A 26,167-nucleotide genomic window follows, 5' to 3' on the forward strand; every position below is an offset into this window, starting at 1 on the left:
CCACACTGGCGCATAGAGCGCGGGGTCGAGTTCATCGGGTCTGGATTTGAGCTGTTCGATGACGCTGGCTGCGAGGCGATTACGATAGGCTGTGGTTTTGATGATGCGGTCCGAGCTATCGTATTGCAGGCGTTTGACCGAACCATCACCGAGGATGGTTTGCACTTTGCGCCCGCCCGCATCGTAAACCGACCATTCCCAGAGGTCTTCAAGATGCGCTGCGGGACGGATTTCTGAGGCCTCAATCTCATCATGAGGGTCAGTTAAACGATTAAGCTGAGCGGTTGTGAGCGCGTTACCGTATCGCACGCTGGCAATGAGACGACCATTATTATCATAGCGGTATTCGGCCATTTCCCCGGTCTGAGAGATATCAGCAATTTTACGCCCGACATGATCGTAAAGATAGAAGGTATGATGACCTAAGCCATTTTGAGTATAGCGGATCTGCCCGCGATCATCATAGGTATAAGTCAGGGTCGTATCTTGAATAGAACTCGCGCTGAGGGTCGTTGAAATCAACTCCCCGGCTTTGTTAAAGACCTGGGTGGTTGTTAGGCCTGCAGCCGTAATGATTTGAGTAGAATTGGCGCTATCATTGAACACCATGCGTGTTGTGCCGGTGACAGAATTGCCCGACAACACCAAACGCCCCATGCCGTCATAGACAAAACTGTCCTCAGCCCCGCTCCCATTGCTCTTGGTGCCGGTTTTACGCCACAGCAATTTACCCGTTTGATCATGGACAAAATAACTATGGGTATAGCCTTCATCGGTCGCCGCATGGCCAAGGGCATTTGCATAGCCAAAATTGACGCTCTCAACGACATTCCCGCGGGCATCATAACGCGTTTCAGAGACTTGAACGGAATAGAGATCGCCTAAACCGGCCTTCCAGGCCTCCATCTGGGCTAAGCTCGGGACGTCCGCACCTTTGGGATAGGTATGCTGCGTAAAGGCCCGGCTAAAGCGTAGCTCGCCTTCAGAGGAGTATTCATACTCCATAACATGACCTTCGGCGCTGATCGCAAAGCGAACATGACCCTCAGCGTCATACACAAACCGCTTGTGTGAAGTAACAGACGAGTCGTCGCTTATCCCTGTTGGCGCTTCAGTTTCGCGGATTATTTGGTTCTGCGCATTGTATGTCCGCAGTGTTGCATTGCCATTAGGATCAAGGGTGCGGATAAGATTGCCACTTTCGTCATAATCGAAGCTAGTCACCGCCCCAGAGGGATCAATAACCCGTGCCACCTGGTCAAAATCTGCACTTTGCCCGCCATCATCCTTATACTCATAGCGTGTTGATTGGGGTTCTGCGCCGGCATAGGCGGGAGGGCTGTCGATTTGAGTGAGGCGATTAAGGTCATCATAATGCAAGGTGGTTTGTTGGCCGGCCGGATCGATGACGATGGTTTTATTATCTTGATAATTATACTGTGTCGTACGGACTTCACTGGCATTGATGTGCTGTTTGGTACGGGTCACCCGGCCATAATTGTCATAGCTAATCTCTAGCTTTGAGCCATCGCTCTGCGTGATGGAGGCGACTTGCTTGGTATTGCCATGATAGGTGTAGGTTGTGGTATAGACCTTACCATCCGCGATGGTGTTATCATCGGGGCTCAGATCTGTGCTCACCTGGATCAGGCGGTTCTGACCATCATAGCCATAGCGTGTTCGCGTCAGGGTTTTATCAACCCCTGTAACAAGATCTCGGTAATGATGCGTGATGGCGGTAATATTATTACCGCTCCAGATATATTCACTCCAACTGCCATCCTGGGTCGTGATACGCGCCAGCTTGCCATTGAGATAACCAAAGGTCAGCGTATTGTTATCGCGATCCGATTTGGCGACGATCAGCCAATCATTGCCGCCTTGTTGAGCATAAACCTCTTGGGTTTGGCTGTCGCCATCGGTCCAGGTCCATTGCCCTGCGGCAAAGCTTAAGCGGTCATGGGCTCCCGCACCGTCTTGGGTTTGATAATAAGAGCCATTCCAGGTGTAGGTGATCACGGAGCCATCAGAAGAGACGCGCTGGACGGTGCTATCGGGCGTGTTCACCGTTCCAGTTAAGCCAAGAATGCGTCGATCGGTACTTTGCCGCCAGTAATCGCCATTATCATCATAGGCCCCAAGCGAGTTATAAGTGCGCGAGATCGCGACATCAGGCCCGCGCCCCACCAGAAACTCATCTTGTTGATTGATCAGAAGATTGCCCGTTGCGCCATTGAGAAGGATTTTCTCGTTATTGCGCCCTAAAGCCCCCGAGCCCAGAAGACCAGCCCCGCCTAAAGCCGCGCCAGACCCACGCTCCATGCCTGCACCCAGGCCCGTAAAAATCGCAACCATGATCAATCCCCTTCTCATCACCCGTGCACGCCCGCACGAAAACTCACAGAAGGTTAGTCGTCACTTTTCCCAAATTTGTTCAGTAAATAATCGCGTTCAATGAAAAAAATTGCAGTGATCTCCCAAATAGGCATCACCAAGAATGATGTCATTGGCCATGGAAATGTTGAGCAGCAATACCGAAAAGGAAAATGCATTCAAAATTTGCGCCTGAGAGGCGTATCCGCTATTGAAGATTTTGAAACTTCATCGACAGGGGGACTTCGATGAACATGGATTCGACTTTATTTCTATTAAATGAAATGGTCTGGACAGCCGGAATTGTTGCGGGGCCCATATTAATTGGTACTTTAATCGTCGGACTGATTATAAGCGTTATTCAAGTTGCTACCCAAATTCAAGAAATTACGCTCAGCTATGTCCCCAAGATGCTGACCGCGGCAGCTATACTGATTATTCTTGGATCATGGATGCTGGCGCAAGTTCTTCAGTTTGCGATCCGCGTGTATCAATATATTCCTAGTATCGGCCAGTAAGATGGATCACCTTACGCTGACTATAATGTCAACCCTGATTATCGCTCTTCGGTTAATCCCCGCAGTGGCTTTTTCCCCTCCTTTTACGCTTATTCGCGTGCCTTCCTACGCCAAAATTACAATCTGCATCATCATGGCTTTACTTGCAGTTCAAGATTATGGACTTCAATCGGAGCGAATGGATACCTCTCTTTTGCTGTCAGCCGCAGTCGGTGAACTCATAATCGGATCTGTGCTAGCGTTATTTTTACAATTTTTGTTCGCCGCCATCTATTTTGTTGGGCGTACATTAGACATCCAAGCAGGTTTTGGCCTAGCGCTTTTAGCCGACCCTACTTTGAATAATCAAACGCCATTACTCGGGACATTTCTGGCTTACGGAATGGCTGCGTTGTTTTTTTTAACAAACGCACATTTTGACTTCTTATACATATGGTATCAAAGTTTGGCTCAATACCCCGTCGGTTCGGTGGATATTAGCAGCCTTAATATTGAGCCTTTGCTATCATTTATAAACTCAATATTTTTTATGTCGCTTGGTTTGGTGAGCCTCGTTCTGGCCCCACTTTTTATAGTTGATCTTTCTATCGCTTATATTTCAAGAACATTACCTCAAATGAATGTTTTGCTACTGGGGTTTCAAGTTAAAACAATTGTTGTTTTGGTATTTTTGCCATTTGTGTTTACTGTTTCTAGCGTTGTTTTTCTCAAAACCCTACGCTTTACCATCAACTCCATTTATCACACAGTATAATGGCAGAAGATAATCAAAATAAAACCGAAGAAGCGACCGCGCAAAAACTAAAAAAAGCGCGGGAGAAGGGGATGGTTGCCAAGGGCAATGACCTTGGTTTTTTTGTGGTTGTTTCCATCTCAATTGCTTTTTTCGTAACTATCGGCCCATCTGCCTTTTCAACTTTAAAAATAAGCTATTTAACCTTGCTAAATAATAATCTCGATTTCATTCGAGACGACGCCCCTCTAAAGTCCGTGTTTACCTCGACCTCACCTGATTTTATTTTACTAATGCTCGCCTTTTTTGGCTCTGTCATTGTAGGCATTACCTTTTTTGAATTCATGCAAATTCGAAGTGTTGTAATTTCTTTTTTCCCACTCAAGCCTGACTTTAACAGGCTCAATCCCGGGAAGGGCCTTAAGCGCATTTTCTCTGGAAAAATGCTTAAAGAAACCCTCAAAAACATCATTAAGATGACGCTTTATTGCTCTGCAAGCGTCATTGCCATCATTGTTATCCATCAATATTTTAAACATACGATGACCAACGCATCTCATTTCCTAACCGCACTAAAATATGGAATTTTGATTTTTCTTTGCCTGTATGCAGCGATTGCCCTGGCTGTCGCCATCATTGACCAAATCATTTCTCGACAAGAGTTTAAAAAGCAAATGATGATGACGAAGAGCGAACTAGAAAAGGAGGTTAAAGACCGCGAAGGCGAGCCTCGTATGAAGAAAAAACGTAAAAACCTTCATAAGGAACTTATTAAACAATCTGCGGCGCTCGATGCCGTTCCTGGATCAGACTTTCTCGTCGTTAATCCAGAGCATTATGCAATAGCGATAACCTATGACACGCAAAAGATGTCCGCGCCTTTCATTAAAGCGAAGGGCCGTAATAATTTAGCTCTACTGATGAAGCGTGCCGCAGGGATCTATAATGTCCCAATTGTTGAAAGCCCCCAACTGGCCCGTGGGCTTTACAAGGATTGTGAAACACAAGCCGAAGTCTCGCCTGCTTATTATCGAGATATCGCTAACATATATGTTAAGTTAAAATATTAGGATGGGCATTATGATTAAAAAATACTTACTAAACAACAAAGATCTAGTTTTGGTGTCGGCAATAGTTTTAGTTATTCTTACGCTGTTTGCGCCAATACCATCAATAATTCTTGATCTTGGTATATTAATGAACTTCGGTCTAGCTTTAACGATTTTATTGCTTAGCCTTTATGTATCAAGACCTGTCGAATTCTCAACCTTTCCCTCTTTGCTGTTGATCGCCACCTTATTTCGCTTATCGCTTAATGTTGCCGCAACCCGGCTTATCCTCACCGGCGGTGAAGCCGGGCAAGTCATTCAGTCAATCGGGTCTTTTGCGGTTGGTGGTTTTTTTATTGTTGGTTTGGTCGTCTTTTTTATTCTTGTTGTTGTGCAATATGTTGTTGTAACAGCTGGTGCGCAACGGGTCTCTGAAGTAGCGGCGCGCTTTATGTTGGATTCATTACCTGGTCAGCAAATGAGCATCGACGCTGATCTCAACATGGGCACAATCGCGCATGAAGAGGCAAAGGCTAAGCGACAGCAACTTGATAAAGAAGCTTCCTTCTATGGCGCAATGGATGGTGCATCAAAATTTGTAAAGGGCGATTCTATTGCCGGCATTATCATTGTTTTCATTGACATTATTGCCGGTTGGATAATCGGCATGGCACAGATGGGAATGGCCTGGGATGAAGCTTTACAACGTTTCTCACTGCTCACAATCGGTGACGGGATTTCTACTCAGCTTCCCGCTTTAATCATCTCGATTGCGACGGGCATTCTTGTTACGCGCTCTGCCCATGATAACAATCTCAGCAATAACGTTTTTGAACAGCTTTCGTCTGTTCGACGCATCCCCCTCATGGTCAGCATCATTTTAACAGCGCTTGTTACGCTGCCCGGAATGCCAAAATGGCCTATGCTATTCTTTATCCCCCTAACCATATTTCTAGCTTGGCGTATGTACCAATACTCGAAGCAAGAAAAACTGAACGAAGGCGAAAGTGAGGGCGCTATCAGTGAAGATAGCCCCCAAACCCTTCCGTTGAGCGTCGCCATGGGCATCGAATTAAGTGAACGCTGGCAAGGTGAACGTAATGAATTGATCAATTATGTGGCTTCATTTCGGGAAGCCCAAAAAGCGAAACTCGGCCTTGTGTATCCGGCCATTAAATTTATCAAGGATGAAAAATTGGCTCGCGCAGAATACGAAATACGTATTTATGGTACACGCTACGCCAACGCCATAATCGAGCCAGATATGATTATGGCTATTGAAAGTGCGTCTACTAAACAAAAAATAGATGGAATATCTGCTCGCGAACCTGCATTTGGACTTAAAGCCGTCTGGGTTGAACCTGAGCAAGCCGAAGATGCAAAGAGCAAAGGCTATAGCTTGGTCGATCCACTTTCAATTTTTAAAACACATCTTTCTCACATTCTTCAACGTGAAGCATCTGCTTTAATTACGCGTAATTATACCATTGAATATTTGGATTATGTTAGAGCTCGCCAGGCGGGGCTCGTTGAAGAGCTCATCCCCAATATCTTATCCATGTCCGATGTGCAGCGCATTTTGCAAAACCTAGTTTCAGAGAATGTTCCCATTAAGAATATAGATCTTGTTGTAGAAACACTTGTGGACGTAGCGCGAACTGAAAAAGATATACCTACTTTAACTGAAATTGTACGTCAGAATATGGGACATGTAATTTGCGACTATTTTAGAGGCAATCATAATGATCTGGCTGTTTTAAGTTTGGAGCCGCGACTAGAACATCAGATTAAACAATCTATTCAGGCTAATGGCGGCGGTGAGCGTTTTGCATTAGAGCCTATGCTTGCTGATAAGCTGACTCAGCAGCTTCTCAAGTCTACACACGATATGATGGAGGCCGGCCGTGCTCCTGTCATGTTATGTAGTTCGGATGTTCGCCGAGCTTTACAGTATCTGTGCAAGAGAGCAATTCCGAAGCTGTCGTTAATATCAGTCGCTGAACTCACGTCTAATATCGAATTGGCCTCATTTCATGTTATTAGCTTGCCCCAGGAAGAACGACCTAATCCGCTCAATCATAATTCAACGATGAGTTTTACTCCAAGTAAGGTCTAGAATATCCATGAAATACAGTGAAAAAGTACAAAGATTATTATCTTATCTTGAATTAGATCCCGATAACCGTAATCTATTATCTGATGTTATTGATTCTGCTCTTCAAGATGGTCATCCTTTATTAGCTTATGAATTACTTAATAATAAGGTTTTTTTCAGCGGCCTGACGGATAAGGAGGTCTATTTATCGGCTTTATGCGCACTTCAGTTTAAAGATTATGAGCAGGCAATTAATCTCTTCTCTAAGCTAACTGAAAAGTACCCTACGGATCCCATTATAAATTTTAATTTATGTTACTGTTGCTTTCAACTCGGGCAATACAAGCAGGCACTTGAAAGTCTTTTACCAATGACGACCCGCTCTCTCCCCCAAGCTGCCAGCCTGGAGGTGCAGTTATTGCACCACAGTGGTGAACTTGATCTTGCCATGGACAAAGCAAGAGACTCACTCACGCGTTACCCTGACTATGCCGATCTTAAATATACAACAGCGCTTCTTGCACTTGACGCTGAGGATTTCGACTATACACGCAGTTTATCAGATAGCTCCAGTGAGGATCATCCTACGCTGAACTTAATCAAAGGCAACTTAGATTTGCTAGATGGCGACGTCGATAAAGCTAGTTTTGCCTTCAAACGTGCACTTGAATTGTCACCAAATTCGCCACGTGCATTGATTGGAATTGGTCTCGTCGAATTACTTCATAAACGATATTCCACGGCCGGTGCGTATTTTGATCAAGCCGCCCAGACCTTAGAAACGCACTTAGGAAGTTGGGTAGCAGCTTCATGGGCATACATTCTCAATAATGATTTAGAGACTGCTGAGCGACGCCTAAATACCGCGCTTTTATTAGACGACACTTTTGATGAAATACATGGCGGACTGGCAGTGATTGATGCGTTACGAGGCGAGATCCCCTCTGCTCAACGCAAACTAAGAGTGGCTTTTCGTCTAAACCCCCAGTCAGGCGCAGCACAATTGGCTTCATTTATTGTGCTCAATCAAACGGGACGCACCGAAGACGCTTACAACTTATTACAAAAGGCTCTTGAAACAGATTTTATGGGACAAGGTGCCAACTTAACGCAAATGATCCAAAAATTTTCATCCCAAAATTAGGGTATGTTTTTTTGACGGGTTTCTATCAGTTTATCTACGGCGTCTGATAGCTCATGGGACTTAGACACAACCTGCTCGACATGATCCAATACGTCCGCAAAAGCAGGGCTAGATATAAGATTAAAATTAAACATATCACTAAGAATAATTTTAATGGCCACTCTGCGCCTCTCAATGCTGTTTCTTGCATTTTTTATTTCTACCCAATAGTTTGTTCCTAAAGGCAAAACTTCATTCTGTGTTGCTCGAAGAGTGGGCTTAGTATTATTACAAGCTCTTTTTTGTAGAGCCCTTTCTAATGATTCAAGAATAAGTTTAGATGAATTAATACGTGTCATTGCTTCGAAGGATCACTTTTGTGTTTCAAAAGTAATGATGCCTCAGACATACGCAGGTCACCAGGCTCATCATGATCAGAGAGCACATCAATAGTTTTGAGCTCAGTGATTAATAGCTGCAGGTTAGCTTTTAGCGGCGCATTAGAATTATTATTTGCACAGCTAGCTTGAAATGCCTTTATCGCATGAGAAAAATTATCATTAACCAGAGCAACAAACCCCTCAACGGCTTTAGATATATACTCAATAGGCTCAGTCTTTCGTAAATGTTCCCATGTTTGAAATGCATGATGAACATCGCCTGAAGTTAACTCGAAGAGTCCTAACTGAAACAATCCTAAAGTATAATTTGGATTAAGTTCAACTGATTTTTTAAGATGTCCATAGGCCAAAGTTAAATTTCTCGTTTCGATGTAGGATGAGCCTAATAGAAAAAAAAGTCTATAGTCATCAGGGTACTCATTAATATAGCCTTCCAATAATAATTCACGTTCAGAATCAGTAACTTGTGAGCTAATTAAATCGGCAAGAAGTTCGTCTGGACACATCATTATAATTTCATACCACGCTTAATCATATTTAACGCCTGTGCATGCAATTGAGATATTCGAGCTTTTGAGTATCCCAAAAATGAGGCGATTTCAGTAAGTGTCAGGCCATCTAAATAGTGATAGTGTATAATATCTTGTAATCTTTGGGGTAGAGATTTTAATCTTGACTTGATCATCACCTCAAGCGCCAAACGCTCTGTTCGCCCTTCTACATAATAATCACTAACTTTATCCATGTGCGATATTAAATAGCATAACGCAATATTGTGAATTTCAACCTCTAATAATTCAAGGTCCAGTACGGCGGGAAACTCTTTCTTAGATTCTTCGACTTTGTAATTATATAAAGCATTTTCCTCAGAAGATTGAGACAATCCATCAATAATAGCACCTTTTATTCTCGAATATCCATAGGCTTTAAAAGGCACCTTATAGTTTGGCTGATAGGTCTGTATAGCATCCAATAGACCAATAAAAGCCATATGATTCAAATCACTAATCTCCAGCCTTCGTCCCGAAAGCTTCCGATTATATGATCTTGCAACATCTATCGCATAGTCTTTATAATATTCAAAAATTTTGACATCAACATCGGAATCATTATTAAATATTTTTCTCCACCATAGCAAGGCTATAGAGTATTGACTATCCACTATTGAGTTAAGTCCCTCGCCCATGATACTTGTCAAAAACTACCTACAAGACCTTGAACAATGAGCGCCCATCCTTCTATTAGAACAAACACCACAACTTTTATTGGAAGTGAAATAGTTGCCGGAGGTACCATCATCATACCCAAAGACAACAAAATACTCGCTACGATGAGTTCAATGAGCAAAAAAGGCAAAAGAACTAGAAAACCAATGGTAAAAGAGGTTTGAAGCTCATGAATCATGTAAGCGGGAATTAAATTAAGCAAACTTACACTGGCGACCGATTCGGGATAAGGCAAAGAGCGTAAGTCATAAATAAAATGAAGCTCTTCTGGGGATACTTGTGACAACATAAAGCTCTTTAAATTTGACGCCCCAAGACCCAGAAATTGCTCGAGACCAATTTCTCCATTAAGGTAAGGAAATAAGGCCTCCTCGCTAATACTTGTTGATGTATCCTTCATTATAAAAACGGTAAGAAAAAGTGACAATGCCACCAGGGCTATATTAGGGGGTGTCTCTGGCATCCCAAATGCGTGTCTAATCATCGAGAGAACAATTATTATCCGTAAGAAACACGTACTACAGATAAGTAAGGCTGGAAAAAAAGCCATCAGTGAAAGGCTTAGGCTTACCCTCAGCATGTTTTCGTCGATGAGTGGGGCTATTGAAGAAATTATATTACTCATCAAGTACAATGACCTCAAAACTTGTCTTTGACGCGATAACTAGAAATTTTTTTTGGTCTATGTTTACTGTTGAAACTGTGACTTCAGGGTGAACACTTTTTGTAACTACATCAAACCCATAATCTAATACTGGGCTTTCACGGGTTAAATTTTTAAGAATACCCTTAATTTGTTCACGGAAAATGATAACAGCCCCATATCCTACTAAAAGAAGAATTATTATAGCACTAACTCGAAACCAAGGCAGACGTATGGCCTCGCCAGTTGCGACAGAACTTGTCAACCATATAAAGGAGCAATCTGCCAACTCAGCGAGCAAAGACATGATGAATTTTTACACCAAACTTATCACCGTCAATGACAAGTTCGCCATTGGCTATTGTTTTCCCACTCACTCTAAGTTCAATTAGCTCAGACACACTCTTTTCAACCTTTACAATATCGTAGGGCTTTAACTGTCTAAGCGCTTCTACCTTAAGCACTGTACCACCGACAAAAAGTTCAACGTTAATGTCTAAGTATTTTTCTAACTCGTTCATGGCCTTACCGTGAATTTAGCTAGATTACGTAGCGAGGGCTCAGCCACTAGCTTTGCTTCTAGCTTACATTGATTGTTTACATAAAGTTCTAACTCATCATCAAGCTGATAAGGAAGAGGTACAACCTCACCAGCCTTCAAATTTAAAACAGTTTGTAGGGGTAGCGGTATTTCGCATAGCTTTCCACTCACCTGTACGGGGATGTCATTGATCAATTGTTCGAAGGAGATATATGTTTTTGAAGGAAATTTCTGTTCGTAGTAACGCTCGATATAATATTCAAGTACAGTATTAGACAAATTTAATAATATCCTTCCTGATGGAAAGCAAAGTTGATAACCGAAATAAACACTCGGCTCCCTCGTCCCGGACAGAATCGATAAATTCGAATTCGCTACTCTCGAGAACCTCTTAAAAACATCAACTATGAAGCCTGGAGGAATTGATTTTTCTTGAAAGCTATTTGGGAATAAGAGATCGACTAACTGAAACGCATCATCAAAATTCGTCATAAAGTATGAAACAGGACCAGTGCACACGTAATCATAGGTCTCTTCCAAGCGCCCTTCAATAGGAACTAATTTAACTACAACTTCTGTATAATTAGATACAATAAGGGCTAGTAACTCACTTTCTATAAAGCTTCCAATTGGTTTGCTTGATATCTTCTCTTTCAATTTCCAAATTTGGCTCATTACCTGCCCCTAATACCGAATAATTGCTGAATCATATCATTAGAGACACTTAAAACTTGAGATGAAGCCTGGTAACCACGCTGTATGATTACGAGATCACCAAATTCATTTGACAGATTTACATTAGATGCTTCAATCCGATTCGATAGTAAGCGAGTTTGTGTATCACTCGCTTTAAAAATGGAGTATGATCCAATATCGAACAGTCGATCTTCCAACACTTTTATATCTTTGGGGTTATCGGACTCTGCAATCGCTATATCAGCAATTTCTATGGTTTCACCATTTGTATAACGTGCCTCCAGGCGCTCCTGTGAAGAAAAGGTCAAAGTCTGGAGATTACCCAAAGGCAGTCCATTCACTTCATTCAGTGAAATTGTTGAAATAGAACCAGAGGAAAACGAGGTAACAGAGTTAAAGTCTACTGTAAAATCTAGTCCTTTACTTATAATTTGAACACTCTTTGACGCACTTGTGGGATTAATGATCCCACCGTTAAATTCTATCGCATCAGAAAACAAGTTATTATTTGCATCGTCAACAATATCAAAATGCCATCTATTCGAGCCTTCTTCACTTTTTTTGAAGTTAATACTAAAGATTAGGCCCTCACCTTCACTGTTATAAATTTGTATATCATTTATCTTATGCTCGGTGGCAGCTGAAGAAATATTTCCTTTTAGGCTTAAGGTAGAAGTTGGCTCTGGATTGTATTGCTCATACTCGGAAACATTAACTGCAGCAAGCTGTCCTTGTTTATCGATGGCTGCAAGCTTGTATTGGGTGCCTGATAGTAAAAGATTACCACTCTCGTCAACTTGAAACCTGCCGGTTCGAGCGAAGACTAGATTATCCCTTTCATCGAGAAGAACTAAGTAGCCCTGCCCCTCTAAAGCAAGGTCCAAATCGCTTGACGTTTGGCGTAGTTCACCAGCGCTGAGATCAATTACAGTATCTGTAAGCTCTACCCCGCCCCCTCGCTTACTCGACATTTCAAAATCCAAGGCCTGAAAATACGGATGGGAGGCCTTGTAGGCTTCACTATTGAGGTTAGAAATGTTGTTACTGATTGACTTTAACCCTGCTGAATAAGCATTTAAACCACTCATTGCAACGAAAACAGAGCCCAGCATTATGAAGCTCCCTCGACAACAGAATGGATCAAATTGCTCGGAATATCCGTTTGAAGTTGTTGATCAGCCGTCAACACACTCATACGTGTACCTTGATCGGTAAAGGTTACACTTTTAACTTCACCACGTTGAATGCCGTTCTCTTGAATGATATCAACCTGTTGACCTAATATTGAGACAACGCTGTCACGCGCCTGTTGATTAACAAGAGCATCTATTCCATCATTGATGGTTTGACCTTGTTGAATTTGAGTAAACTGAGCCAGTTGAGAAACAAATTCAAAATTTTCCAAGGGCTTTAATGGATCTTGGTAAGTCAACTGGTTTAGAACAATCTTCAACAATTCTTCAAAGCTCAGCCCAAAAGATTGATCAAGAGCATTGCTTTGTTGGGCTGAGATTGACCTTGTATCCTGAGGCGCTACGGCATTAACCTGCATGATCTCTCTCCTCATAACTGGTTTTGAATTGGAGTTGTTTAAGAGACAGGCCATATTTGGAAGCTAATGTCTGCACACCTGATTTAAGCCTTGATGACACTTGACTTTCAGGCAAGTTTAAGAATAGGGAAAGCTTGTTCTGCTCAAAAACGAAATTCATTAAGTGCGATTTGTGTTGATTAGTGACTTGATAACGCCCATTACGCGCTATAGGCCGAGTGTGGACAGATTCATGTTCAGACAAATGTCTAATTCCAGTAACATCTGTAATAACCTGCCCGTTTATGACTAGCGCAGGCATCTTAAATCTTCCCATGATATACGAAGTTATAGGGCTGTCACCAGAGAAGGACGTCAATCTGTTAGCTTGTTTGGTTTCAAAACTATCAGGTTGTTGTACAACCTGTTGATAGTTATGATTGTATACATCGGCTATTTGGATTGATGCTCTGATGCCGATATTTGCAGTACTCCAACGTATAGGCTTAACGCGAAAAAAAGGTCCTTCATCGCTTTCATGTGCAGATTTCAAAATAGAGTCAAAGCTCTGTTTCAATTTCACATGAGGCGCTTCCTTCAGAGTGAAGTAAGACTTGCTTGGTCCTGGATCATAAGCGATTGAGATCACAGTGTGCCCTCCCGCGCCTTAGCTCGCTCAGACGCTTTGACAATATCTGTTAAAAGAGCACGACATGCAGGCTTTAAATCTCCCTCTCTGGAATCCACTATTGCATTGAGATATCTAAGAAAATCATCCGGCAAAGCGCTTCCGCCTTCATGTTCCTCATTCTCAAACGCTTGTCCACTTGCCAGATGAACTAAAGCTTTATCGTTCTTACGTGCATTAATAACGCGAGTGCTTTTCATGAACCGGTAATAGAAATAGAGCCCACCACCAATGACCAATACAAGTCCTCCAAGAGACAGGGCTTGTCGAACGTTAACTTCTGATATCTGGGTTTGGACGTTAACATGGGGACGAGCATTCATGTTTTCAGGTTCAGAGTTTTGTCTAAAGACGTCAGATAAGACACTCTGTTGAAGCTCAGTTTGATTCATCAAACTTAATAGTGTTGGGTCGAGCTCAATTGTGTCTAATTCAACGCCTCTCGCATTTGATCGCAACTGAATGGTTTCAGAAGGAAGTTCATGACGCAGAGAGCTCTGAGACGTAGTGACATCTTGATCGCCATTCATGCGAATGATGGTTACGTTTTCTGGATGTAAATCTGGAATCGCCGCTGAAATCAACGCCTTGATATTATCTTGTAAATTTAAAGAAAAGGTCTGCCCAGGTGAGAGTGACAAACTAATGGCCGCCTTTACCTCGGTTTGATTGCCCGCAAACATGCGTCGTTCAGGGATTGACACATGAACACGCGCCTCATCAACCCCTTGGATCAACATCAAAGTTCGGGCAAGTTCACCTTGAATTGCTCGCTGAAATTTAATCTTCTGAGCAAAATCAGTCAGGCCCATTTCCGTTTGGTCAAAGAGCTCAAAACCTTCAACAGCACTGTATAAGCGATCCGTACTGGCCGTAGCTAACCGCGCACGTGCTTTCGTGTGAGCGGGCACTAAAACAGAGCTTCCTTCATTGTTTAGGCGATAACGGATACCCGCTTCTTCTAACAGATGGACGATATTCGCAACGTCATGAATGCGCATGTTTTCGTAAAGGGAAACATATTGAGGGCGCAATAATGTAAAGTATATGGCAAAGAGTAAGGTCACAAAGCCCATAAAGCCCGCAGCTCCGACCCATAAAATTTTATTTTTGATATATTCTTGCATGGACATGATTAAATTTGAATATTCATAACGTCGCGGTAAGCTTCAACGACCCGGTTTCGAACCTGCATAGTTAGCTCGACCATGAGACGGGTTTCTTCCATCGCGATCATCACTTCATGAACCGGAATGTCATCATTCAAAGCAAATTCGCGAACTTTCTCAGCTGTCGTGTTGAGTTTTTCCTCGACAGCATTAAGGCCATCAATGAAAATACTTTGGTAACTGATGTTTTGAATGCTGTCGGCTTTCAAAGGCGAATCGGTTGAACTTAATACAGTTGACGTTTCGACTGACGCCATCTGGCTATATATTGCGTCAATCATGGCTTATCCCCCCATCTGAAGAGCTTTAGAGTACATTTGCTGAATGATACTTATCGAAACCAAATTAGCTTCATATGCTCTTGATGTTTTCATCAATTGGGTCATTTCGTAGGCATGATCTATATTTGGATACTGAACCAACCCATTCTCATTGGCTAAGGGGTGATCCGGCTCAAATTTAAGAGTGTGCGGGTTATCTGATACTTGAATATTTGCAACCTGACTACCGAAAGCACGACGAGTAACGCGCGCGTCACCATAGATCTGGCTAAAACTTTGAGCCGCATGACTGATCAAACGCTGAGGCGAGTATGCATCATCTGAGCCAACAGCACTTGCGCTATTCATATTGGCCAGGTTTTCAGCAATAATTTCCAATCTTTGCCATTCAACATTAAGAGCTGAGGCTCCAATTTCAACTGGATTCATTATCGTGCTCCACTAGATATAAGGGCATGATTCAGCGCCATATGCTTACTAAGAATGGTAATTAATGCACCATAGCGCAAAGCGGTTTGAGAAGATTCAGCCAGTTCCAAGTCAGGTCTAATCTCCGAATTGGGTCGCGCCTCAATAGTATAGCCTGAAGCCTTAACTTGCTGGATATCCTTTGCTGCAGCAGCCAATGACAAAGCGCTTTCAAAATTTACTGTTTGAGGCTGATAGCCTTCACTATTAATATTTGCAATATTATTGGCGATATAGGTCTGGCGCAAATGTAGACCATCAATAGCTTTTTGTAAGATTGCCGATGTAAGACTTTCCATACTGCCCTCTACTGCACAATAATTTCTGCATGGAGAGCTCCAGCAGATTTGATGGCTTGAAGAATACTGATAATTCGGCGTGTATCGACCTGAGCTTGTGACAGCCCTTGAACCAAGTCGGCAACGGTTGTGTTATCAAAAGTCGCAACGACATCGTTTTCTGATGATTGAACTCTCAAATCAGTATTGGTGATTACCAGACTCGAAATATCTGTTCCAACTCCTGAGAAGAAAAGCGGTTGAGATGCTGTGTTCGTAGCATCAATCGTAATACGAATATCACCCTGAGAAATGACAACACTTGATATGCGAACATCTGCTCCCGCTACAATCGTGCCTGTGCGTTCATTGATCACGATGCGAGGCGATGTGGCTGGTGTGATCCGAAGTTCAAGCAAGTCTGCAATAAAACGGGTTAATTGGTCCGGGGAGCCAGAATAATTAATCCGCACCTCATCAGCATTTACAGCGCGCGCGAGTGGATAGCCATAGGCGTTGTTAATGCCCTCACTAATACGACTTGCTGTCGAAAACTGAGGCTCGTTCAAGTAAAAAGTCAAATATCCCTCGGCATTTAACAATACGCTATTGACCGCAGCCTCAACAGTCGCTCCGTTCTCAATACGTGCTGTAGTGGGATAGTTTTGCTGTTGGCGATCAGCTTCGGCTTCAAAATGATATCCACCCGCGATCAAAGACCCCTGTGCTAAGGCATAAGGCCTACCATTTGGGCCGAGCAAAGGCACCATCAACAAAGTTCCACCCGCTAGGCTACGCGCATCACCGGTTGACGATACAGTTACAGAAATTCGGTCGCCTATGTTTGCAGATGGAGGCAGTGTCGCCATCACAACAACAACAGCTACATTTCTTGAAGATATGTCTTGATCTGATACCGTCACACCAAGACGATTGTAGACATTCTGAAGGGCTTGTCGCGTAACCCCACTTCGAGGGCTGTCGCCAGAACCCGAAAGGCCAACAACTATGCCATATCCAATTAAGGGATTATCCCGCCAGCCTTCAAAGCGGCCCAAAGCTATTAAAGGCACATCCTGAGCAATGGCAGACACCGTCCAAACAGCCCAAACACTACAAACTGCAAGGATTCGACTTACAATAGACATCACAACAATCCCAGTCGATTGAGGAGCGATTGCACGATGCCAGGCTTAGCAGCGCGAGAAACAAAACCTTGGCCTTGGTAATTAATTTCCGCGTCCGAAATTCGCGTTGAAATAATGGTGTTTTCTGGGCTGATGTCTTCGGGCCTTATTTTACCTCGAATAGCTATTTCAGAACTTTCCCCATTGACCTTCATGACCTGGCGCCCCTCAATTATATAAGCGCCAGTAGGAAGAATTGCGATAATGTCAACGCTAATTTGGGTCGTGAAACTTTCAGTACGACGAAATTCGCCTTGCCCCGTAAAACGTGAACCTGCGCCCACCCGGTCATAGTCCTCAACCTGTGGTTTGCCAAAATTCACGTTCAAGTCAGTACGGCGTTCGGCAGAATTTTCAGAGGTGTTGCGAGCTTCAGCGGCTTGGTAAACAATTACAATTAAACTGTCCCCAATCTGTGAGGCCTTTTGGTCACCCGCAAGATGAGCCCAGCTTGACCTAGAATATAAATCGTCAGCGTAAGAGTCTGGAAATGCGGTTAAAATTGGCAAAGCCAAGCAAAGTAAGCTTAATTTGTTCATCGCCCCTCTTCCTTAAAGGTAAGAGCTGAAGCCGGAACTTGAAAAACTGAACCTTTGAGATCGCGTACAAAAGCTCGATCAGCATTACCAAGCGGATAGACGCTCCATACAGTTCGCTCGATAAGTACGGGCCCCCTCACAACAGTAAGGGTCAATGGCTGATCCGCAGCCATGCTATTATAGTCGGGTAGATATGTTTGCCCCAAATGATGACCTGCAGGAAGCTGGCGTGCAGCTTTTAGGCTCTTGTAAGTACGGTCGTACACTAAATCAAAACCGCCCTCTGGTTTAGTTTGACAAGGAACATTATCAACCAAAGCCTGTGTGATCACTTGCCCTTGTGCCATTGGCTGGTTGAGAGCGAAACACTCGCCCCACAGGCCTGTCATGATTGTAATGGTCGCCAGAACAATCATCATTAACGCCTTAGATTGTTCGCTAATTCATAAAGGCGGTCAGCGGCTTGAACCATTTGAGCATTAGCAGAATAGGCACGCTGAACAATCATCATTTGAACCATCTCATCATTGAGATCGACATTGGATTGCTCGACGATACCCTGCATCAACGTCCCTCCACCATCTTGTCCTGGTGCCATGGTGCGTAAACTCGTAGGCTTTAAAACCCTATAAAGCCCACCATCCATAACCTCCACAGCCTCTTCACTGGCTATTTTAACCAGAGAAATCTCCCCAATGTCATGAATGTCACCCTCGTTTAGCTGAGCCTGAACAAGGCCTTCTCGGTTTATGATAAGAGCTTCGGCTTCAAAAGGGACGCTCACATTGGCGCGAAGCACCAAGCCGTTTTGATCAGTAAGCTGACCATAGTCATTGACTTTCAAGCGCCCACCACGGGTCAAGAATATTTCCCCACTTGGCCCCATCAACTCAATAAAGCCCTCACCATCAATCGCGATATCTAACTCATGGCCCGTTGCGCGATACTCTCCCGGCTCATTCACAGTCGATACGGTTTGGGTTCGAACCCCAGCCCCTTCAACAATGGACCGGTCAACCGAAAACGGCCCACCTGATTCAACAGGAACACGTGTTAGGATGTCGGTATATCGCACTTCGACCCGTTTAAATCCTGGCGTATTCAAGTTGGCCACATTATGAGCCAACGCATCCATGGCCCGCTGTTGGTTAACCAACCCTACCCCAGAAATATCAAATGCCTGTGCCATGTCTTATCCCTTTTGAGAAAAGGTGGAAATGACTTGCCCCATAAGACCATCATAGGATTGTAACAAGCGCGATCCCACTTCGGCCTGACGAAGGGCCGCAGTCATTTGAACCATTTCATAGCCAAGCTCTACATTTGAACTTTCCAGCATGCCTTGGCGCAAAACCGGCATCTCAACTTCATTCAGCCTATCTTCGGCATGCCAATAGCGGGTACCGTTAATATATGACAAAGTTTGATCAGAATCTGGAGCGAATACGCCAACACGGCCAATGGGTAGGTCATCTTCCAAGACAACCCCATCTAATAAAATTTCCGCAGAAGACGATCGAACAATTAAGTCGGACCCTGACGCGTCCTGTAATACAAATCCGTTAGAGTCAGTAAGATACCCATCTTCATTACGAACAAATTGACCGGCGCGCGTGTATAGGGTCAGGTCATCTTGGCGAACCGCGAAATACCCTGGCCCGCTTAATGCAAGATCAAAGGGCAATCCTGTCTCTGTAAAGCCAGAAGGCGACATGGGAATAGATGTCGACATCAACCCGTCAGTCCAATTGCCCTCTTGCGCTTGCAGAAGAGACAGACTTTGACGTGTAATTACATTTTGGAAACTGACTTTGGCTTGATACCCAGGCGATGTCATGTGATTGACATTTTGCGAAATGGTCTCAAGACGCTGTTGAGACGCGCTAAAAACAGCTTGAGCTATTTCAACAAAACCTGACATGACTTCCCCCTATTTGGTCTTTTTATCGTCAAAAAAATCCCCTATCAAGAGAGGCGAGGAAAGTTTTTCTCTGTACGCGTTTATTGAATGTAAATTTGCTCAAGTTTTTCCAATCCCACAACAAGAATAGAGTTTTGTGATATTGTTGTGACAATTAAGAGTACATTTAAGATGGATGTCGGGAGTATAAAACCTAAGTACCTTAGAGACTTTCGTGATATAGAGTGTCTCCCTCTGCCAGCAGGTAGCTTCAAGTCTACATATTTTTCTAATGCCTACTCTGCGTTTCTCAATCAATGCACTCTAACAAGCGTCAAGTGGAGTGAGGCACAAATCGCGGATCATCTAAACAAACATGGCAAGCTGAGCGATCATGACCGCGCCGCACCTTTTTGCTCTCCGCCTGCAAAGCCTGATATGGATCGATTTAAAACACGTCCTGAACCGGCAAAGATCATTAAGCGCTTAGCTCTAATCATCGCGGAGCGCAGCTTATCACCCTATGATCTAGAAGTAGCCAATAAGGCGCTCATTGGCGAAGACTGGCAACCCAAAGAGCGGTTTACACACATATATAATCGAAAAGATGGCCATCTGTTATTAACTCCAGATCCAAAACACATCCCAAGCCTTATGAGATTATTGTGCCGGCAAGTTAATAGCGCTGAAACAAAAGATCCGAGTTCTGCCCTGATTGCTTTTGCGAATACTATGATGATCCACCCCTTTCGTGATGGAAATGGGCGATTGTCACGCACATTACTAAATGCCATGCTGTATAACCATCACCACCCCATTCTCATCTCAGGGGCCATGAGTTATTTTTATGATTCAATGTTGATTGGCGCGCTGCGATTTAGTAATCGCACTGATCCAGATTTACGACCTCTTGATTGGACACTCGGACGGATGGTTGAAGTTTTGGGCCATATTGTCGCTTAGTTGCTTTAGATAGACCATTTCCACCTGATGAATTACACCTGTATGCGTCCGCCGGATAGCCATCTCGCATGGAGATGCTGGCCTGCCTAATGTCATGCGCGGTGATCTTTCCCCCTGCTCCACCCGCAACGCTCCCAAGAGAGTATGGGTCAGGATAGAATTGCCCTCAATATTACCATTATTTGCAAAACGCTTTTCACCAATCGTTTTAGCGCCGGTTCTTTCTGCAGTAACCGCGAAGGGATCTTGGATGCCATCACGCAGATTAAATATCGTCTGCGGGTTGATTTGCACCCAATCTTTATCGACACCCATCGCGAGACCAAGCAGTCCGTTGAGCACCGTGTCAATGCGTGTGGTGTGCGTGCCCGCCTGTGTCGATGGTCGCTCAAGAAGGGCTAGGCCGCCCGGCCTGTCATGACCCTGCGGACCAGTGCTGAGGCCATAGCCAGCCTCATCCTCGGCCCGCCCGATGGCGCTGTCGGGTGAGGCGCGGGTGTCGCCCGGTTGGATTTTGACCGTACCGGTTTAATGAGGGGGGCGGGTGTTCATGGGTGGTATGAGGCATATCACGCAGCCCTTGGCCCGCCACACTCAGCGCGAGGGTTTGGCGCTGCTCGAAGCGATAGGTTTCCAAGACTGGGCGCGCGCGCACGACCGGATCGGCCAAGACTTGATCACTACGGGCATACACCTGATCGCCCGCCACACTCTCTTCAATCGGTTTCGGCCCGGACGGTGTCATCACCGGGGTGCCGGCCACAAAACACGCCCCGCGTGCGATCAGCTCGCCAATCGTTGAGCCGATAACACTGGGTAAGCTGGCACCCTCGATCAGCAAGCGCGAGGTGGCCAGGCTTCGTTGCTAAAAACGCAATGCTTTTGCTGCGCCTTAGGGGCTTTGATCTGAGTTAGTGGCGTAATACCTTAATCTCCGAGGGATCATGCTGATCTTATCGGTGTTTTTTCTCTACGAACTTGACGTCATGAAACTAACCGCCAAGCGGTTCTTCTTTGTATTCAAACCATTTTAGACAAATATGCCTTCCAATCAAGAAATAAGTAACAACAAGTAGTAAAAAAATCCGCAATTGACTCTGAAGATCAATACCAAACAAAACATCTATAAAAATAACAAGAATAAACGAACTTAGAAACACGTATGAATTTATAAATACTAGCAAAACAATAATTGTTATTATTTTGTTGATAGTATTATATCTTAAATCAAATTCACTCATAATACTAGATCCACAGCTCTATAGCCGAAAATATAGCTGTTTATAACAAAGCCCCATCCTGCTTGAACTAATAGTGCTTTACCAACTGCGCCTGTATTTAATGCAAATGGACCATTTTTCCCGGATGGATTTACTCTATAAGCTGATGCGTCATATTGATTCTTTATAGAAATCCCTGAGAGCCGAAAATCCAACACTGTTGCGGCCCCCGCCGCTCCACGCGTAGACCCAGCAATTAAAGCATCCATCGCCACAGTTCCTCCATCAATACTGCCATTATTCGCATATTGGAAGCCAGCTGAGCTAATACCAGAGTGTAATCCACCTTGAGTGAATCCAGTTGCAAATCGCCCGATCATGCTATTGTTTACGAAGTTTCTCGCACCCCCAGGGCCTCGCAGTAGCTCAACAGACTTATGTAAGCCAGATTTTCCCAAGGATCCGCCCGCGCCACCCGCCGCGCCAATAAACCCTGAAACTGCAACTTGCGTCCAATCAATGGGCCGACCCAAGTTGTGAGATAATAAACCTTGTATCCCTAATTCAATGCCAGCGGAGGTTGCGCCGGATGCGACCGCACTTATCCCTGCCGATGTCACGACTTCGCCTAGCCTTAGGGGAAAGGTGTCTGTCATCTGCCTACCATTTTTTAAGAGAGGTGTTGGATTTCCACCTGAGTATGAAGTCCCGCCGCGTCTACCGCCACGAGAAACGCCCCCTACCACATCATCTGCTGAACGCGCTGCGGCTTCACCCAAATTCCCACCATGACGAGCCCCGCTTGCCAATTTATGGGTTAATGTTGCTATTCGTTTTGCGCCGATTGCCAGGCCCACACCAGGCACGATTGACAGTGCTGACGCGGCAGCATTGACATAATCACCTTCATAGGCGTAGAGCGCTGCATCGGCTAAATCCGCAACAATGCCAAAGCCTTCAACCATTCCCAATGCGGCTAAGGTAAGATGTATGCCTGTGGTATCAACCGGGCCCCCACCCCATTGAGTTGCCGCAACATTGGCACGAAGCTGTTGGGTTAATCGCCCGTTCGGCCCCCAGGGATCTTCAACATGATGCAGGGTTTTGCCGAAGTGATAAGCACGCTCTGCCCGGGCTGCGTAAAATTCCGCATTGGCCTGACGTAAGGATTGCAGTTGATCAAGGCGTTGATTAAGCAGGTTTGTAAGTTGAGCCTGCCCCGCAGCGCGCGCTTGAGCTATCATGACATCACGACGTGACGCGCGTACGGTTATAACCTCAGTTTGCGCCGCAAAGCGTGATGCATTGGCCGAGGCAACATAATTAGCTCTAACACCATCTATAGCCTCAGCATTGGCCGCAAGGGCGTGGCCCGCTGCATCACCGACCGGATTGCCATTCTCATCGAGTTGCGCAGAGCCCAAATTGGGGCTAAAGCCGCCTGCGCCCAAAAGCGCCCCGCCGATACTTTCCCCGATGGTTTGTCCGATGACATCGGGCAGGACGGCCAGGACATTATCGCCGAAGCTGGTGCCATCGATGAGAGATCGAGTGGCTGCGCCGCTAACCGCACGCGCACCGCCCGTGACAATGGAGCGTTGCCATGGTTTATCCAGGCCCTGAACGAATTTCGATCCGCTTACCCTCTGCCCCACTCCAGCCATGACCCCGGCGGCGGCCACGCCAGACCAGGAGAACTTATCCTGCCAGCCCATGGCTATGCCAACGCCTTGGCCCAGGGCATTCGCCGCTGCCCCGCGCACCGCGGCCCCCGCTATTGTGCTGCCCGGCCCGACCCCGCCGGTAATCCCGGCCGAGATCCCGGCCATAGCGACGGCATTCCAGGAGAATTTATCCTGGATGCCGGTGGCGACACCAAAGGCCTGGCTGGCAATGGAGCCGGCCGCCAAACCTTTTATGGCGGTATGCGCTACCAGCCAATTTTGGGTCACGACACTGACCGCGACGGCGATGACGACCATGAAGATTTGGCCGATGCCGCCGCAGCCCTTTTTGCCTTTACGCGCGACGGGTCTAGGCTCGGACGGTGAGGATGGGGTCAGATCCCCAATGGCCTTATTGGGATCACAAGGGGTAAAGGTGGTGGCATTATAGGTATTGCGCATCACCCCGGTGGGTAGCAGCAGAGATTGGCCTTCGATCAGCTGGCTTTGACCCGACAGGCCATTGGCCTCAGCGATTTTATACCACAGCGCGCTATCGCCCCAGATCCGCGAGGCAATGGACTGCAAGGTATCGCCATTTTGAACCGTGTAGACACCCCCGCCAGAGCCTTGATTGAAGGAAGGAATTAAGGCTGGAAAAGACCTTCTAGTTTTGGATGCTCATTCAGTGGTAAGTTTTCTATAGAGTATTTTCTAAATTCAACCTCAGGGTTTGCCAACCCAATGCTTTTAATATGTTGATTATATAGAAAGTCTGCAAAAGTTTCGCTGCAAAATATGTGAGTATAGTCAACGTATTTTATTGAAAATATGAAAGGTAGTTCCCTATCATGTTGTTTAAATGTCAATGACTCAAAACCATATTTTAGTTGTGAACGCTCCAGATCGACAATATCTATCTCTTGATTGGGCTTGACCAGCCAGTAAGATTGAGTCCCTAATCTCATCGGTCCAAAATAATCCAGATCTTGATTAAACGCACTCGATTTGAGTTTTTTCATCATCTCTTGATTGATAACCATTCCAGAAGCAATAAGATAAGTAATGGCACCCACTTTTTTGGTAGGATCCATTTTCTCTAAATAAACTTTCTCCCAACATGTGAATTCACACTCGCCCAACAAGTGTCTTATAATTAAATTGCGAATATTGCGATCCCTTACAATAAGAGATGTATAATCTTCGCTTGCAAACATCACCCGCCAAATCGCCATTATCTTAGATTCTCCAGATATTTTGCTTCATCTTGTAAGAAGCGTACAACTCCCTCCCGGCCATATCTACTTTCGGCTCGAATTAAACGATCTGTCAAATTGTCTAAAGCTGTACGAGTGTGTAGGCCACTACCTTGATGTACACCACGCGGTAAGTTAACACCATTTAGTGCATTATTCACATCAATATTGTGACTCCTTAATATCTCACGAGCCTCGGCGGCCCATCGGTGACCATGAGGCACGATATGATGCGCCTCATATCCTTCGGGGGTTCGCCGGCCTGTTCTTGCTAAATTATCCCTTAAGGCTCGATTGGGATTGCTGCGTGATGATTGTTGTCCTGCTTCTATTAATTCATCCAGTGCATTTGCACCCGAAGCCCCTGAGGCTGTTCTACCCGCGGGATAATTCCCTCTTGAGTTATTAGTTCTTTCATTGCGATGAGGTCGATCATAGGGTCCAGCAGGATCTGGCAGCTCCTGATTTGCCCTTTCCCTACGCGCCTGAGCGGCCTCTCTTGTAAGGTGAACGTCTCCATTTCTATCAATAGTAAAGCCTTCAACATTATTACCGAGCGTCCTGCGTATTTCACTCGCAAGAATAGCTTCAATATCTCTATCATAGGCACGCGAGTTACTATAGCGTGTTTCAATAAAAGATACATATGGGATATCCTCATATACACCGCGTGATATCCAGTGGTGCTCAATTATAGCTGTTGTTGATCCAGATCCGCCCAAATGTATGTCAAATCGGACACCCCTAGCCTCATCCAGAGTCAGGATAACAAGATCGTCTCGATCTGAAAAATCATTATCCCAGTAATTAGAAAGTATTCTATATTTTATACCACTAACATCATCCGGGTCTACATTATTAACACTCGAACGACCTAATAGATATCGTGAATCATTACCCTGAGACGTGCTGATATGTCCAAGGCTCGCGATTTGATACGACCCGGGAATTGGCCCGCTTGCTCCTTCTTCATATGCGCTTTGGAGTGCCGCAACATATTCGCGAATCTTTTTTTCTCGGGCGCTTTGCTTCATGTGATCAGTAATCGCCCCGCCGATACTTTCCCCGATGGTTTGTCCGATGACATCGGGCAGGACCGCGAGGACATTATCGCCAAAACTCGTGCCCTCGATCAGCGAGCGGGTGGCCGCGCCGGCGATACCGCGCGCGGTGCCGGTAACGATTGAGCGCTGCCATTGCTTATTTAGGCCTTGAACGAAGTCCGAGTTGTCTACTTTGTGCCCAATCCCGGCCATGACCCCGGCGGCGGCCACACCAGACCAGGAGAACTTATCCTGCCAGCCCATGGCCATAGAGGCACCCTGGGTGAGGACATTGCCCACCACGCCCTGTGCCACCGCATTGGCGGTTCCATTCGAGAAGATGTTCGCTGCGCCGACTTTTGCGCCGATGCCGCCCGAGATCCCGGCCATGGCGACGGCATTCCAGGAGAATTTATCCTGGATGCCGGTGGCGACACCAAAGCCCTGGCTGGCAATGGAGCCAACCGCGCCCGCCGCGGCGCTCGCTGCGGTGGTGCTGCCCAATAATTTGCCGCCCAGTACGACATTCTTCGTAATCAAAGTCACCGCGACGGCGATGACGACCATGAAGATTTGGCCGAT

General features: G+C 45.3%; 30 protein-coding genes and 1 pseudogene. 7 read left to right on the forward strand and 24 right to left on the reverse strand.

The window, feature by feature from the left end; all coding sequences use genetic code 11:
- A pseudogene (locus H151_RS16630) lies at nucleotides 1-2,355 on the reverse strand (hypothetical protein); the annotation flags it as partial.
- 266 nt (nucleotides 2,356-2,621) lie between these two features.
- Here H151_RS16630 and H151_RS0114670 point away from each other — a divergent pair.
- From H151_RS0114670 to H151_RS0114690, 5 genes are read left to right on the forward strand one after another with little or no spacing between them, the layout of a single operon-like run.
- On the forward strand, nucleotides 2,622-2,891 hold the full coding sequence (locus H151_RS0114670; RefSeq protein WP_019962416.1) for a flagellar biosynthetic protein FliQ: 270 nt from the start codon (nucleotides 2,622-2,624) through the stop codon (nucleotides 2,889-2,891).
- Between the two features lie 25 nt (nucleotides 2,892-2,916).
- Nucleotides 2,917-3,645 (forward strand): flagellar biosynthetic protein FliR, encoded by a 729-nt coding sequence (locus H151_RS16635; RefSeq protein WP_169336764.1) that lies wholly within the window; start codon nucleotides 2,917-2,919, stop codon nucleotides 3,643-3,645.
- The gene (locus tag H151_RS0114680; protein ID WP_019962418.1) at nucleotides 3,645-4,694 is read left to right on the forward strand and encodes an EscU/YscU/HrcU family type III secretion system export apparatus switch protein; all 1,050 of its coding nucleotides are present in this window, start codon (nucleotides 3,645-3,647) and stop codon (nucleotides 4,692-4,694) included. Before H151_RS16635 ends, H151_RS0114680 begins: the two co-directional genes overlap by 1 nt.
- A gap of 10 nt (nucleotides 4,695-4,704) precedes the next feature.
- Nucleotides 4,705-6,789: a flagellar biosynthesis protein FlhA gene (locus tag H151_RS0114685; RefSeq protein ID WP_156823531.1), complete on the forward strand. Its 2,085-nt coding sequence runs from the start codon at nucleotides 4,705-4,707 to the stop codon at nucleotides 6,787-6,789.
- Between the two features lie 7 nt (nucleotides 6,790-6,796).
- Nucleotides 6,797-7,912 (forward strand): tetratricopeptide repeat protein, encoded by a 1,116-nt coding sequence (locus tag H151_RS0114690; protein ID WP_019962420.1) that lies wholly within the window; start codon nucleotides 6,797-6,799, stop codon nucleotides 7,910-7,912.
- Here H151_RS0114690 and H151_RS17645 read toward each other — a convergent pair.
- The 19 genes from H151_RS17645 to H151_RS0114775 all read right to left on the reverse strand — a co-directional run bounded on the left by H151_RS17645 (nucleotide 7,909) and on the right by H151_RS0114775 (nucleotide 19,460).
- Nucleotides 7,909-8,250 carry a hypothetical protein gene (locus H151_RS17645; protein WP_156823532.1) on the reverse strand — a complete coding sequence of 114 codons (342 nt, stop codon included), beginning with the start codon at nucleotides 8,248-8,250 and terminating at the stop codon, nucleotides 7,909-7,911. The two genes, H151_RS0114690 and H151_RS17645, sit on opposite strands and share 4 nt — an antisense overlap.
- Nucleotides 8,247-8,801 carry a tetratricopeptide repeat protein gene (locus H151_RS0114700; RefSeq protein ID WP_019962422.1) on the reverse strand — a complete coding sequence of 185 codons (555 nt, stop codon included), beginning with the start codon at nucleotides 8,799-8,801 and terminating at the stop codon, nucleotides 8,247-8,249. Before H151_RS0114700 ends, H151_RS17645 begins: the two co-directional genes overlap by 4 nt.
- Nucleotides 8,801-9,478 (reverse strand): sigma-70 family RNA polymerase sigma factor, encoded by a 678-nt coding sequence (locus H151_RS0114705; protein ID WP_019962423.1) that lies wholly within the window; start codon nucleotides 9,476-9,478, stop codon nucleotides 8,801-8,803. Before H151_RS0114705 ends, H151_RS0114700 begins: the two co-directional genes overlap by 1 nt.
- Before the next feature lie 8 nt (nucleotides 9,479-9,486).
- Nucleotides 9,487-10,098 carry a flagellar type III secretion system pore protein FliP gene (locus tag H151_RS0114710; protein ID WP_407703489.1) on the reverse strand — a complete coding sequence of 204 codons (612 nt, stop codon included), beginning with the start codon at nucleotides 10,096-10,098 and terminating at the stop codon, nucleotides 9,487-9,489.
- A gap of 37 nt (nucleotides 10,099-10,135) precedes the next feature.
- Entirely contained in the window at nucleotides 10,136-10,468 is a 333-nt protein-coding gene (locus tag H151_RS17650) for a hypothetical protein (RefSeq protein WP_156823533.1), read from the reverse strand.
- On the reverse strand, nucleotides 10,452-10,682 hold the full coding sequence (locus tag H151_RS16640) for a FliM/FliN family flagellar motor switch protein (protein ID WP_019962425.1): 231 nt from the start codon (nucleotides 10,680-10,682) through the stop codon (nucleotides 10,452-10,454). The genes H151_RS17650 and H151_RS16640 overlap by 17 nt, the downstream gene beginning before the upstream one ends.
- On the reverse strand, nucleotides 10,679-11,377 hold the full coding sequence (locus H151_RS0114720; protein ID WP_019962426.1) for a FliM/FliN family flagellar motor switch protein: 699 nt from the start codon (nucleotides 11,375-11,377) through the stop codon (nucleotides 10,679-10,681). Before H151_RS0114720 ends, H151_RS16640 begins: the two co-directional genes overlap by 4 nt.
- Nucleotides 11,377-12,510: a flagellar hook-basal body complex protein gene (locus H151_RS0114725; protein ID WP_019962427.1), complete on the reverse strand. Its 1,134-nt coding sequence runs from the start codon at nucleotides 12,508-12,510 to the stop codon at nucleotides 11,377-11,379. Before H151_RS0114725 ends, H151_RS0114720 begins: the two co-directional genes overlap by 1 nt.
- Nucleotides 12,510-12,950, reverse strand: a complete 441-nt coding sequence (locus H151_RS0114730) for a flagellar hook capping FlgD N-terminal domain-containing protein (protein ID WP_019962428.1) — start codon at nucleotides 12,948-12,950, stop codon at nucleotides 12,510-12,512. Before H151_RS0114730 ends, H151_RS0114725 begins: the two co-directional genes overlap by 1 nt.
- On the reverse strand, nucleotides 12,940-13,512 hold the full coding sequence (locus H151_RS17655; protein ID WP_169336765.1) for a hypothetical protein: 573 nt from the start codon (nucleotides 13,510-13,512) through the stop codon (nucleotides 12,940-12,942). The genes H151_RS0114730 and H151_RS17655 overlap by 11 nt, the downstream gene beginning before the upstream one ends.
- Nucleotides 13,513-13,574: 62 nt before the next feature.
- Complete coding sequence (gene fliF, locus H151_RS0114735; RefSeq protein ID WP_019962429.1) at nucleotides 13,575-14,750, reverse strand: flagellar basal-body MS-ring/collar protein FliF; 1,176 nt, start codon at nucleotides 14,748-14,750, stop codon at nucleotides 13,575-13,577.
- 2 nt (nucleotides 14,751-14,752) lie between these two features.
- Nucleotides 14,753-15,067, reverse strand: a complete 315-nt coding sequence (gene fliE / locus H151_RS16645) for a flagellar hook-basal body complex protein FliE (protein ID WP_019962430.1) — start codon at nucleotides 15,065-15,067, stop codon at nucleotides 14,753-14,755.
- Nucleotides 15,068-15,070: 3 nt separating this feature from the next.
- A complete protein-coding gene (flgC, locus tag H151_RS0114745) occupies nucleotides 15,071-15,496 on the reverse strand; it encodes a flagellar basal body rod protein FlgC (RefSeq protein ID WP_019962431.1) in 426 nt (141 codons plus the stop codon).
- A complete protein-coding gene (locus tag H151_RS0114750; RefSeq protein WP_019962432.1) occupies nucleotides 15,496-15,834 on the reverse strand; it encodes a flagellar basal body rod protein FlgB in 339 nt (112 codons plus the stop codon). Before H151_RS0114750 ends, flgC begins: the two co-directional genes overlap by 1 nt.
- 8 nt (nucleotides 15,835-15,842) lie before the next feature.
- Nucleotides 15,843-16,961 carry a flagellar basal body P-ring protein FlgI gene (locus H151_RS0114755; RefSeq protein ID WP_040759800.1) on the reverse strand — a complete coding sequence of 373 codons (1,119 nt, stop codon included), beginning with the start codon at nucleotides 16,959-16,961 and terminating at the stop codon, nucleotides 15,843-15,845.
- A complete protein-coding gene (locus tag H151_RS17250) occupies nucleotides 16,961-17,539 on the reverse strand; it encodes a flagellar basal body L-ring protein FlgH (protein WP_019962434.1) in 579 nt (192 codons plus the stop codon). The genes H151_RS0114755 and H151_RS17250 overlap by 1 nt, the downstream gene beginning before the upstream one ends.
- A complete protein-coding gene (locus H151_RS0114765; RefSeq protein ID WP_040759801.1) occupies nucleotides 17,536-17,955 on the reverse strand; it encodes a hypothetical protein in 420 nt (139 codons plus the stop codon). Before H151_RS0114765 ends, H151_RS17250 begins: the two co-directional genes overlap by 4 nt.
- A 2-nt stretch (nucleotides 17,956-17,957) precedes the next feature.
- Complete coding sequence (locus H151_RS0114770) at nucleotides 17,958-18,728, reverse strand: flagellar hook-basal body protein (protein WP_019962436.1); 771 nt, start codon at nucleotides 18,726-18,728, stop codon at nucleotides 17,958-17,960.
- A 3-nt stretch (nucleotides 18,729-18,731) separates the two neighbouring features.
- Nucleotides 18,732-19,460 carry a flagellar hook basal-body protein gene (locus H151_RS0114775; protein ID WP_019962437.1) on the reverse strand — a complete coding sequence of 243 codons (729 nt, stop codon included), beginning with the start codon at nucleotides 19,458-19,460 and terminating at the stop codon, nucleotides 18,732-18,734.
- A 171-nt stretch (nucleotides 19,461-19,631) separates the two neighbouring features.
- Between H151_RS0114775 and H151_RS0114780 the strand changes: the two genes are divergently transcribed.
- Complete coding sequence (locus tag H151_RS0114780) at nucleotides 19,632-20,402, forward strand: Fic family protein (RefSeq protein ID WP_083918647.1); 771 nt, start codon at nucleotides 19,632-19,634, stop codon at nucleotides 20,400-20,402.
- Nucleotides 20,403-20,546: 144 nt separating this feature from the next.
- A complete protein-coding gene (locus tag H151_RS0114785; protein WP_019962439.1) occupies nucleotides 20,547-20,804 on the forward strand; it encodes a hypothetical protein in 258 nt (85 codons plus the stop codon).
- A gap of 52 nt (nucleotides 20,805-20,856) precedes the next feature.
- Here H151_RS0114785 and H151_RS0114790 read toward each other — a convergent pair whose 3' ends face one another.
- From H151_RS0114790 to H151_RS17445, 4 genes are all read right to left on the reverse strand, one after another.
- The gene (locus H151_RS0114790; protein WP_026354049.1) at nucleotides 20,857-21,243 is read right to left on the reverse strand and encodes a hypothetical protein; all 387 of its coding nucleotides are present in this window, start codon (nucleotides 21,241-21,243) and stop codon (nucleotides 20,857-20,859) included.
- Between the two features lie 396 nt (nucleotides 21,244-21,639).
- On the reverse strand, nucleotides 21,640-23,874 hold the full coding sequence (locus tag H151_RS17255) for a hypothetical protein (protein WP_019962441.1): 2,235 nt from the start codon (nucleotides 23,872-23,874) through the stop codon (nucleotides 21,640-21,642).
- Between the two features lie 59 nt (nucleotides 23,875-23,933).
- Complete coding sequence (locus H151_RS0114805) at nucleotides 23,934-24,521, reverse strand: hypothetical protein (RefSeq protein ID WP_019962442.1); 588 nt, start codon at nucleotides 24,519-24,521, stop codon at nucleotides 23,934-23,936.
- A partial coding sequence (locus H151_RS17445; protein WP_169336766.1) for an AHH domain-containing protein occupies nucleotides 24,521-26,167 on the reverse strand: 1,647 nt, incomplete at its 5' end. The genes H151_RS0114805 and H151_RS17445, both read right to left, overlap by 1 nt.

It is taken from the genome of Woodsholea maritima DSM 17123 (genome assembly GCF_000382325.1).
GTDB classification, from domain to species: domain Bacteria; phylum Pseudomonadota; class Alphaproteobacteria; order Caulobacterales; family Maricaulaceae; genus Woodsholea; species Woodsholea maritima.

Excerpts from the sequence above, each read along its gene's own strand:
- H151_RS0114670 (WP_019962416.1), top strand. The coding sequence starts at position 2,622 with ATGAACATGGATTCGACTTTATTTCTATTAAATGAAATGGTCTGGACA.
- H151_RS16635 (WP_169336764.1), top strand. The coding sequence starts at position 2,917 with ATGTCAACCCTGATTATCGCTCTTCGGTTAATCCCCGCAGTGGCTTTT.
- H151_RS0114680 (WP_019962418.1), top strand. The coding sequence starts at position 3,645 with ATGGCAGAAGATAATCAAAATAAAACCGAAGAAGCGACCGCGCAAAAA.
- H151_RS0114685 (WP_156823531.1), top strand. The coding sequence starts at position 4,705 with ATGATTAAAAAATACTTACTAAACAACAAAGATCTAGTTTTGGTGTCG.
- H151_RS0114690 (WP_019962420.1), top strand. The coding sequence starts at position 6,797 with ATGAAATACAGTGAAAAAGTACAAAGATTATTATCTTATCTTGAATTA.
- H151_RS17645 (WP_156823532.1), bottom strand. The coding sequence starts at position 8,250 with ATGACACGTATTAATTCATCTAAACTTATTCTTGAATCATTAGAAAGG.
- H151_RS0114700 (WP_019962422.1), bottom strand. The coding sequence starts at position 8,801 with ATGATGTGTCCAGACGAACTTCTTGCCGATTTAATTAGCTCACAAGTT.
- H151_RS0114705 (WP_019962423.1), bottom strand. The coding sequence starts at position 9,478 with ATGGGCGAGGGACTTAACTCAATAGTGGATAGTCAATACTCTATAGCC.
- H151_RS0114710 (WP_407703489.1), bottom strand. The coding sequence starts at position 10,098 with ATGCTGAGGGTAAGCCTAAGCCTTTCACTGATGGCTTTTTTTCCAGCC.
- H151_RS17650 (WP_156823533.1), bottom strand. The coding sequence starts at position 10,468 with ATGTCTTTGCTCGCTGAGTTGGCAGATTGCTCCTTTATATGGTTGACA.
- H151_RS16640 (WP_019962425.1), bottom strand. The coding sequence starts at position 10,682 with ATGAACGAGTTAGAAAAATACTTAGACATTAACGTTGAACTTTTTGTC.
- H151_RS0114720 (WP_019962426.1), bottom strand. The coding sequence starts at position 11,377 with ATGAGCCAAATTTGGAAATTGAAAGAGAAGATATCAAGCAAACCAATT.
- H151_RS0114725 (WP_019962427.1), bottom strand. The coding sequence starts at position 12,510 with ATGCTGGGCTCTGTTTTCGTTGCAATGAGTGGTTTAAATGCTTATTCA.
- H151_RS0114730 (WP_019962428.1), bottom strand. The coding sequence starts at position 12,950 with ATGCAGGTTAATGCCGTAGCGCCTCAGGATACAAGGTCAATCTCAGCC.
- fliF (WP_019962429.1), bottom strand. The coding sequence starts at position 14,750 with ATGTCCATGCAAGAATATATCAAAAATAAAATTTTATGGGTCGGAGCT.
- fliE (WP_019962430.1), bottom strand. The coding sequence starts at position 15,067 with ATGATTGACGCAATATATAGCCAGATGGCGTCAGTCGAAACGTCAACT.
- flgC (WP_019962431.1), bottom strand. The coding sequence starts at position 15,496 with ATGAATCCAGTTGAAATTGGAGCCTCAGCTCTTAATGTTGAATGGCAA.
- H151_RS0114750 (WP_019962432.1), bottom strand. The coding sequence starts at position 15,834 with ATGGAAAGTCTTACATCGGCAATCTTACAAAAAGCTATTGATGGTCTA.
- H151_RS0114755 (WP_040759800.1), bottom strand. The coding sequence starts at position 16,961 with ATGTCTATTGTAAGTCGAATCCTTGCAGTTTGTAGTGTTTGGGCTGTT.
- H151_RS17250 (WP_019962434.1), bottom strand. The coding sequence starts at position 17,539 with ATGAACAAATTAAGCTTACTTTGCTTGGCTTTGCCAATTTTAACCGCA.
- H151_RS0114765 (WP_040759801.1), bottom strand. The coding sequence starts at position 17,955 with ATGATTGTTCTGGCGACCATTACAATCATGACAGGCCTGTGGGGCGAG.
- H151_RS0114770 (WP_019962436.1), bottom strand. The coding sequence starts at position 18,728 with ATGGCACAGGCATTTGATATTTCTGGGGTAGGGTTGGTTAACCAACAG.
- H151_RS0114775 (WP_019962437.1), bottom strand. The coding sequence starts at position 19,460 with ATGTCAGGTTTTGTTGAAATAGCTCAAGCTGTTTTTAGCGCGTCTCAA.
- H151_RS0114780 (WP_083918647.1), top strand. The coding sequence starts at position 19,632 with ATGGATGTCGGGAGTATAAAACCTAAGTACCTTAGAGACTTTCGTGAT.
- H151_RS0114785 (WP_019962439.1), top strand. The coding sequence starts at position 20,547 with ATGGGTCAGGATAGAATTGCCCTCAATATTACCATTATTTGCAAAACG.
- H151_RS0114805 (WP_019962442.1), bottom strand. The coding sequence starts at position 24,521 with ATGGCGATTTGGCGGGTGATGTTTGCAAGCGAAGATTATACATCTCTT.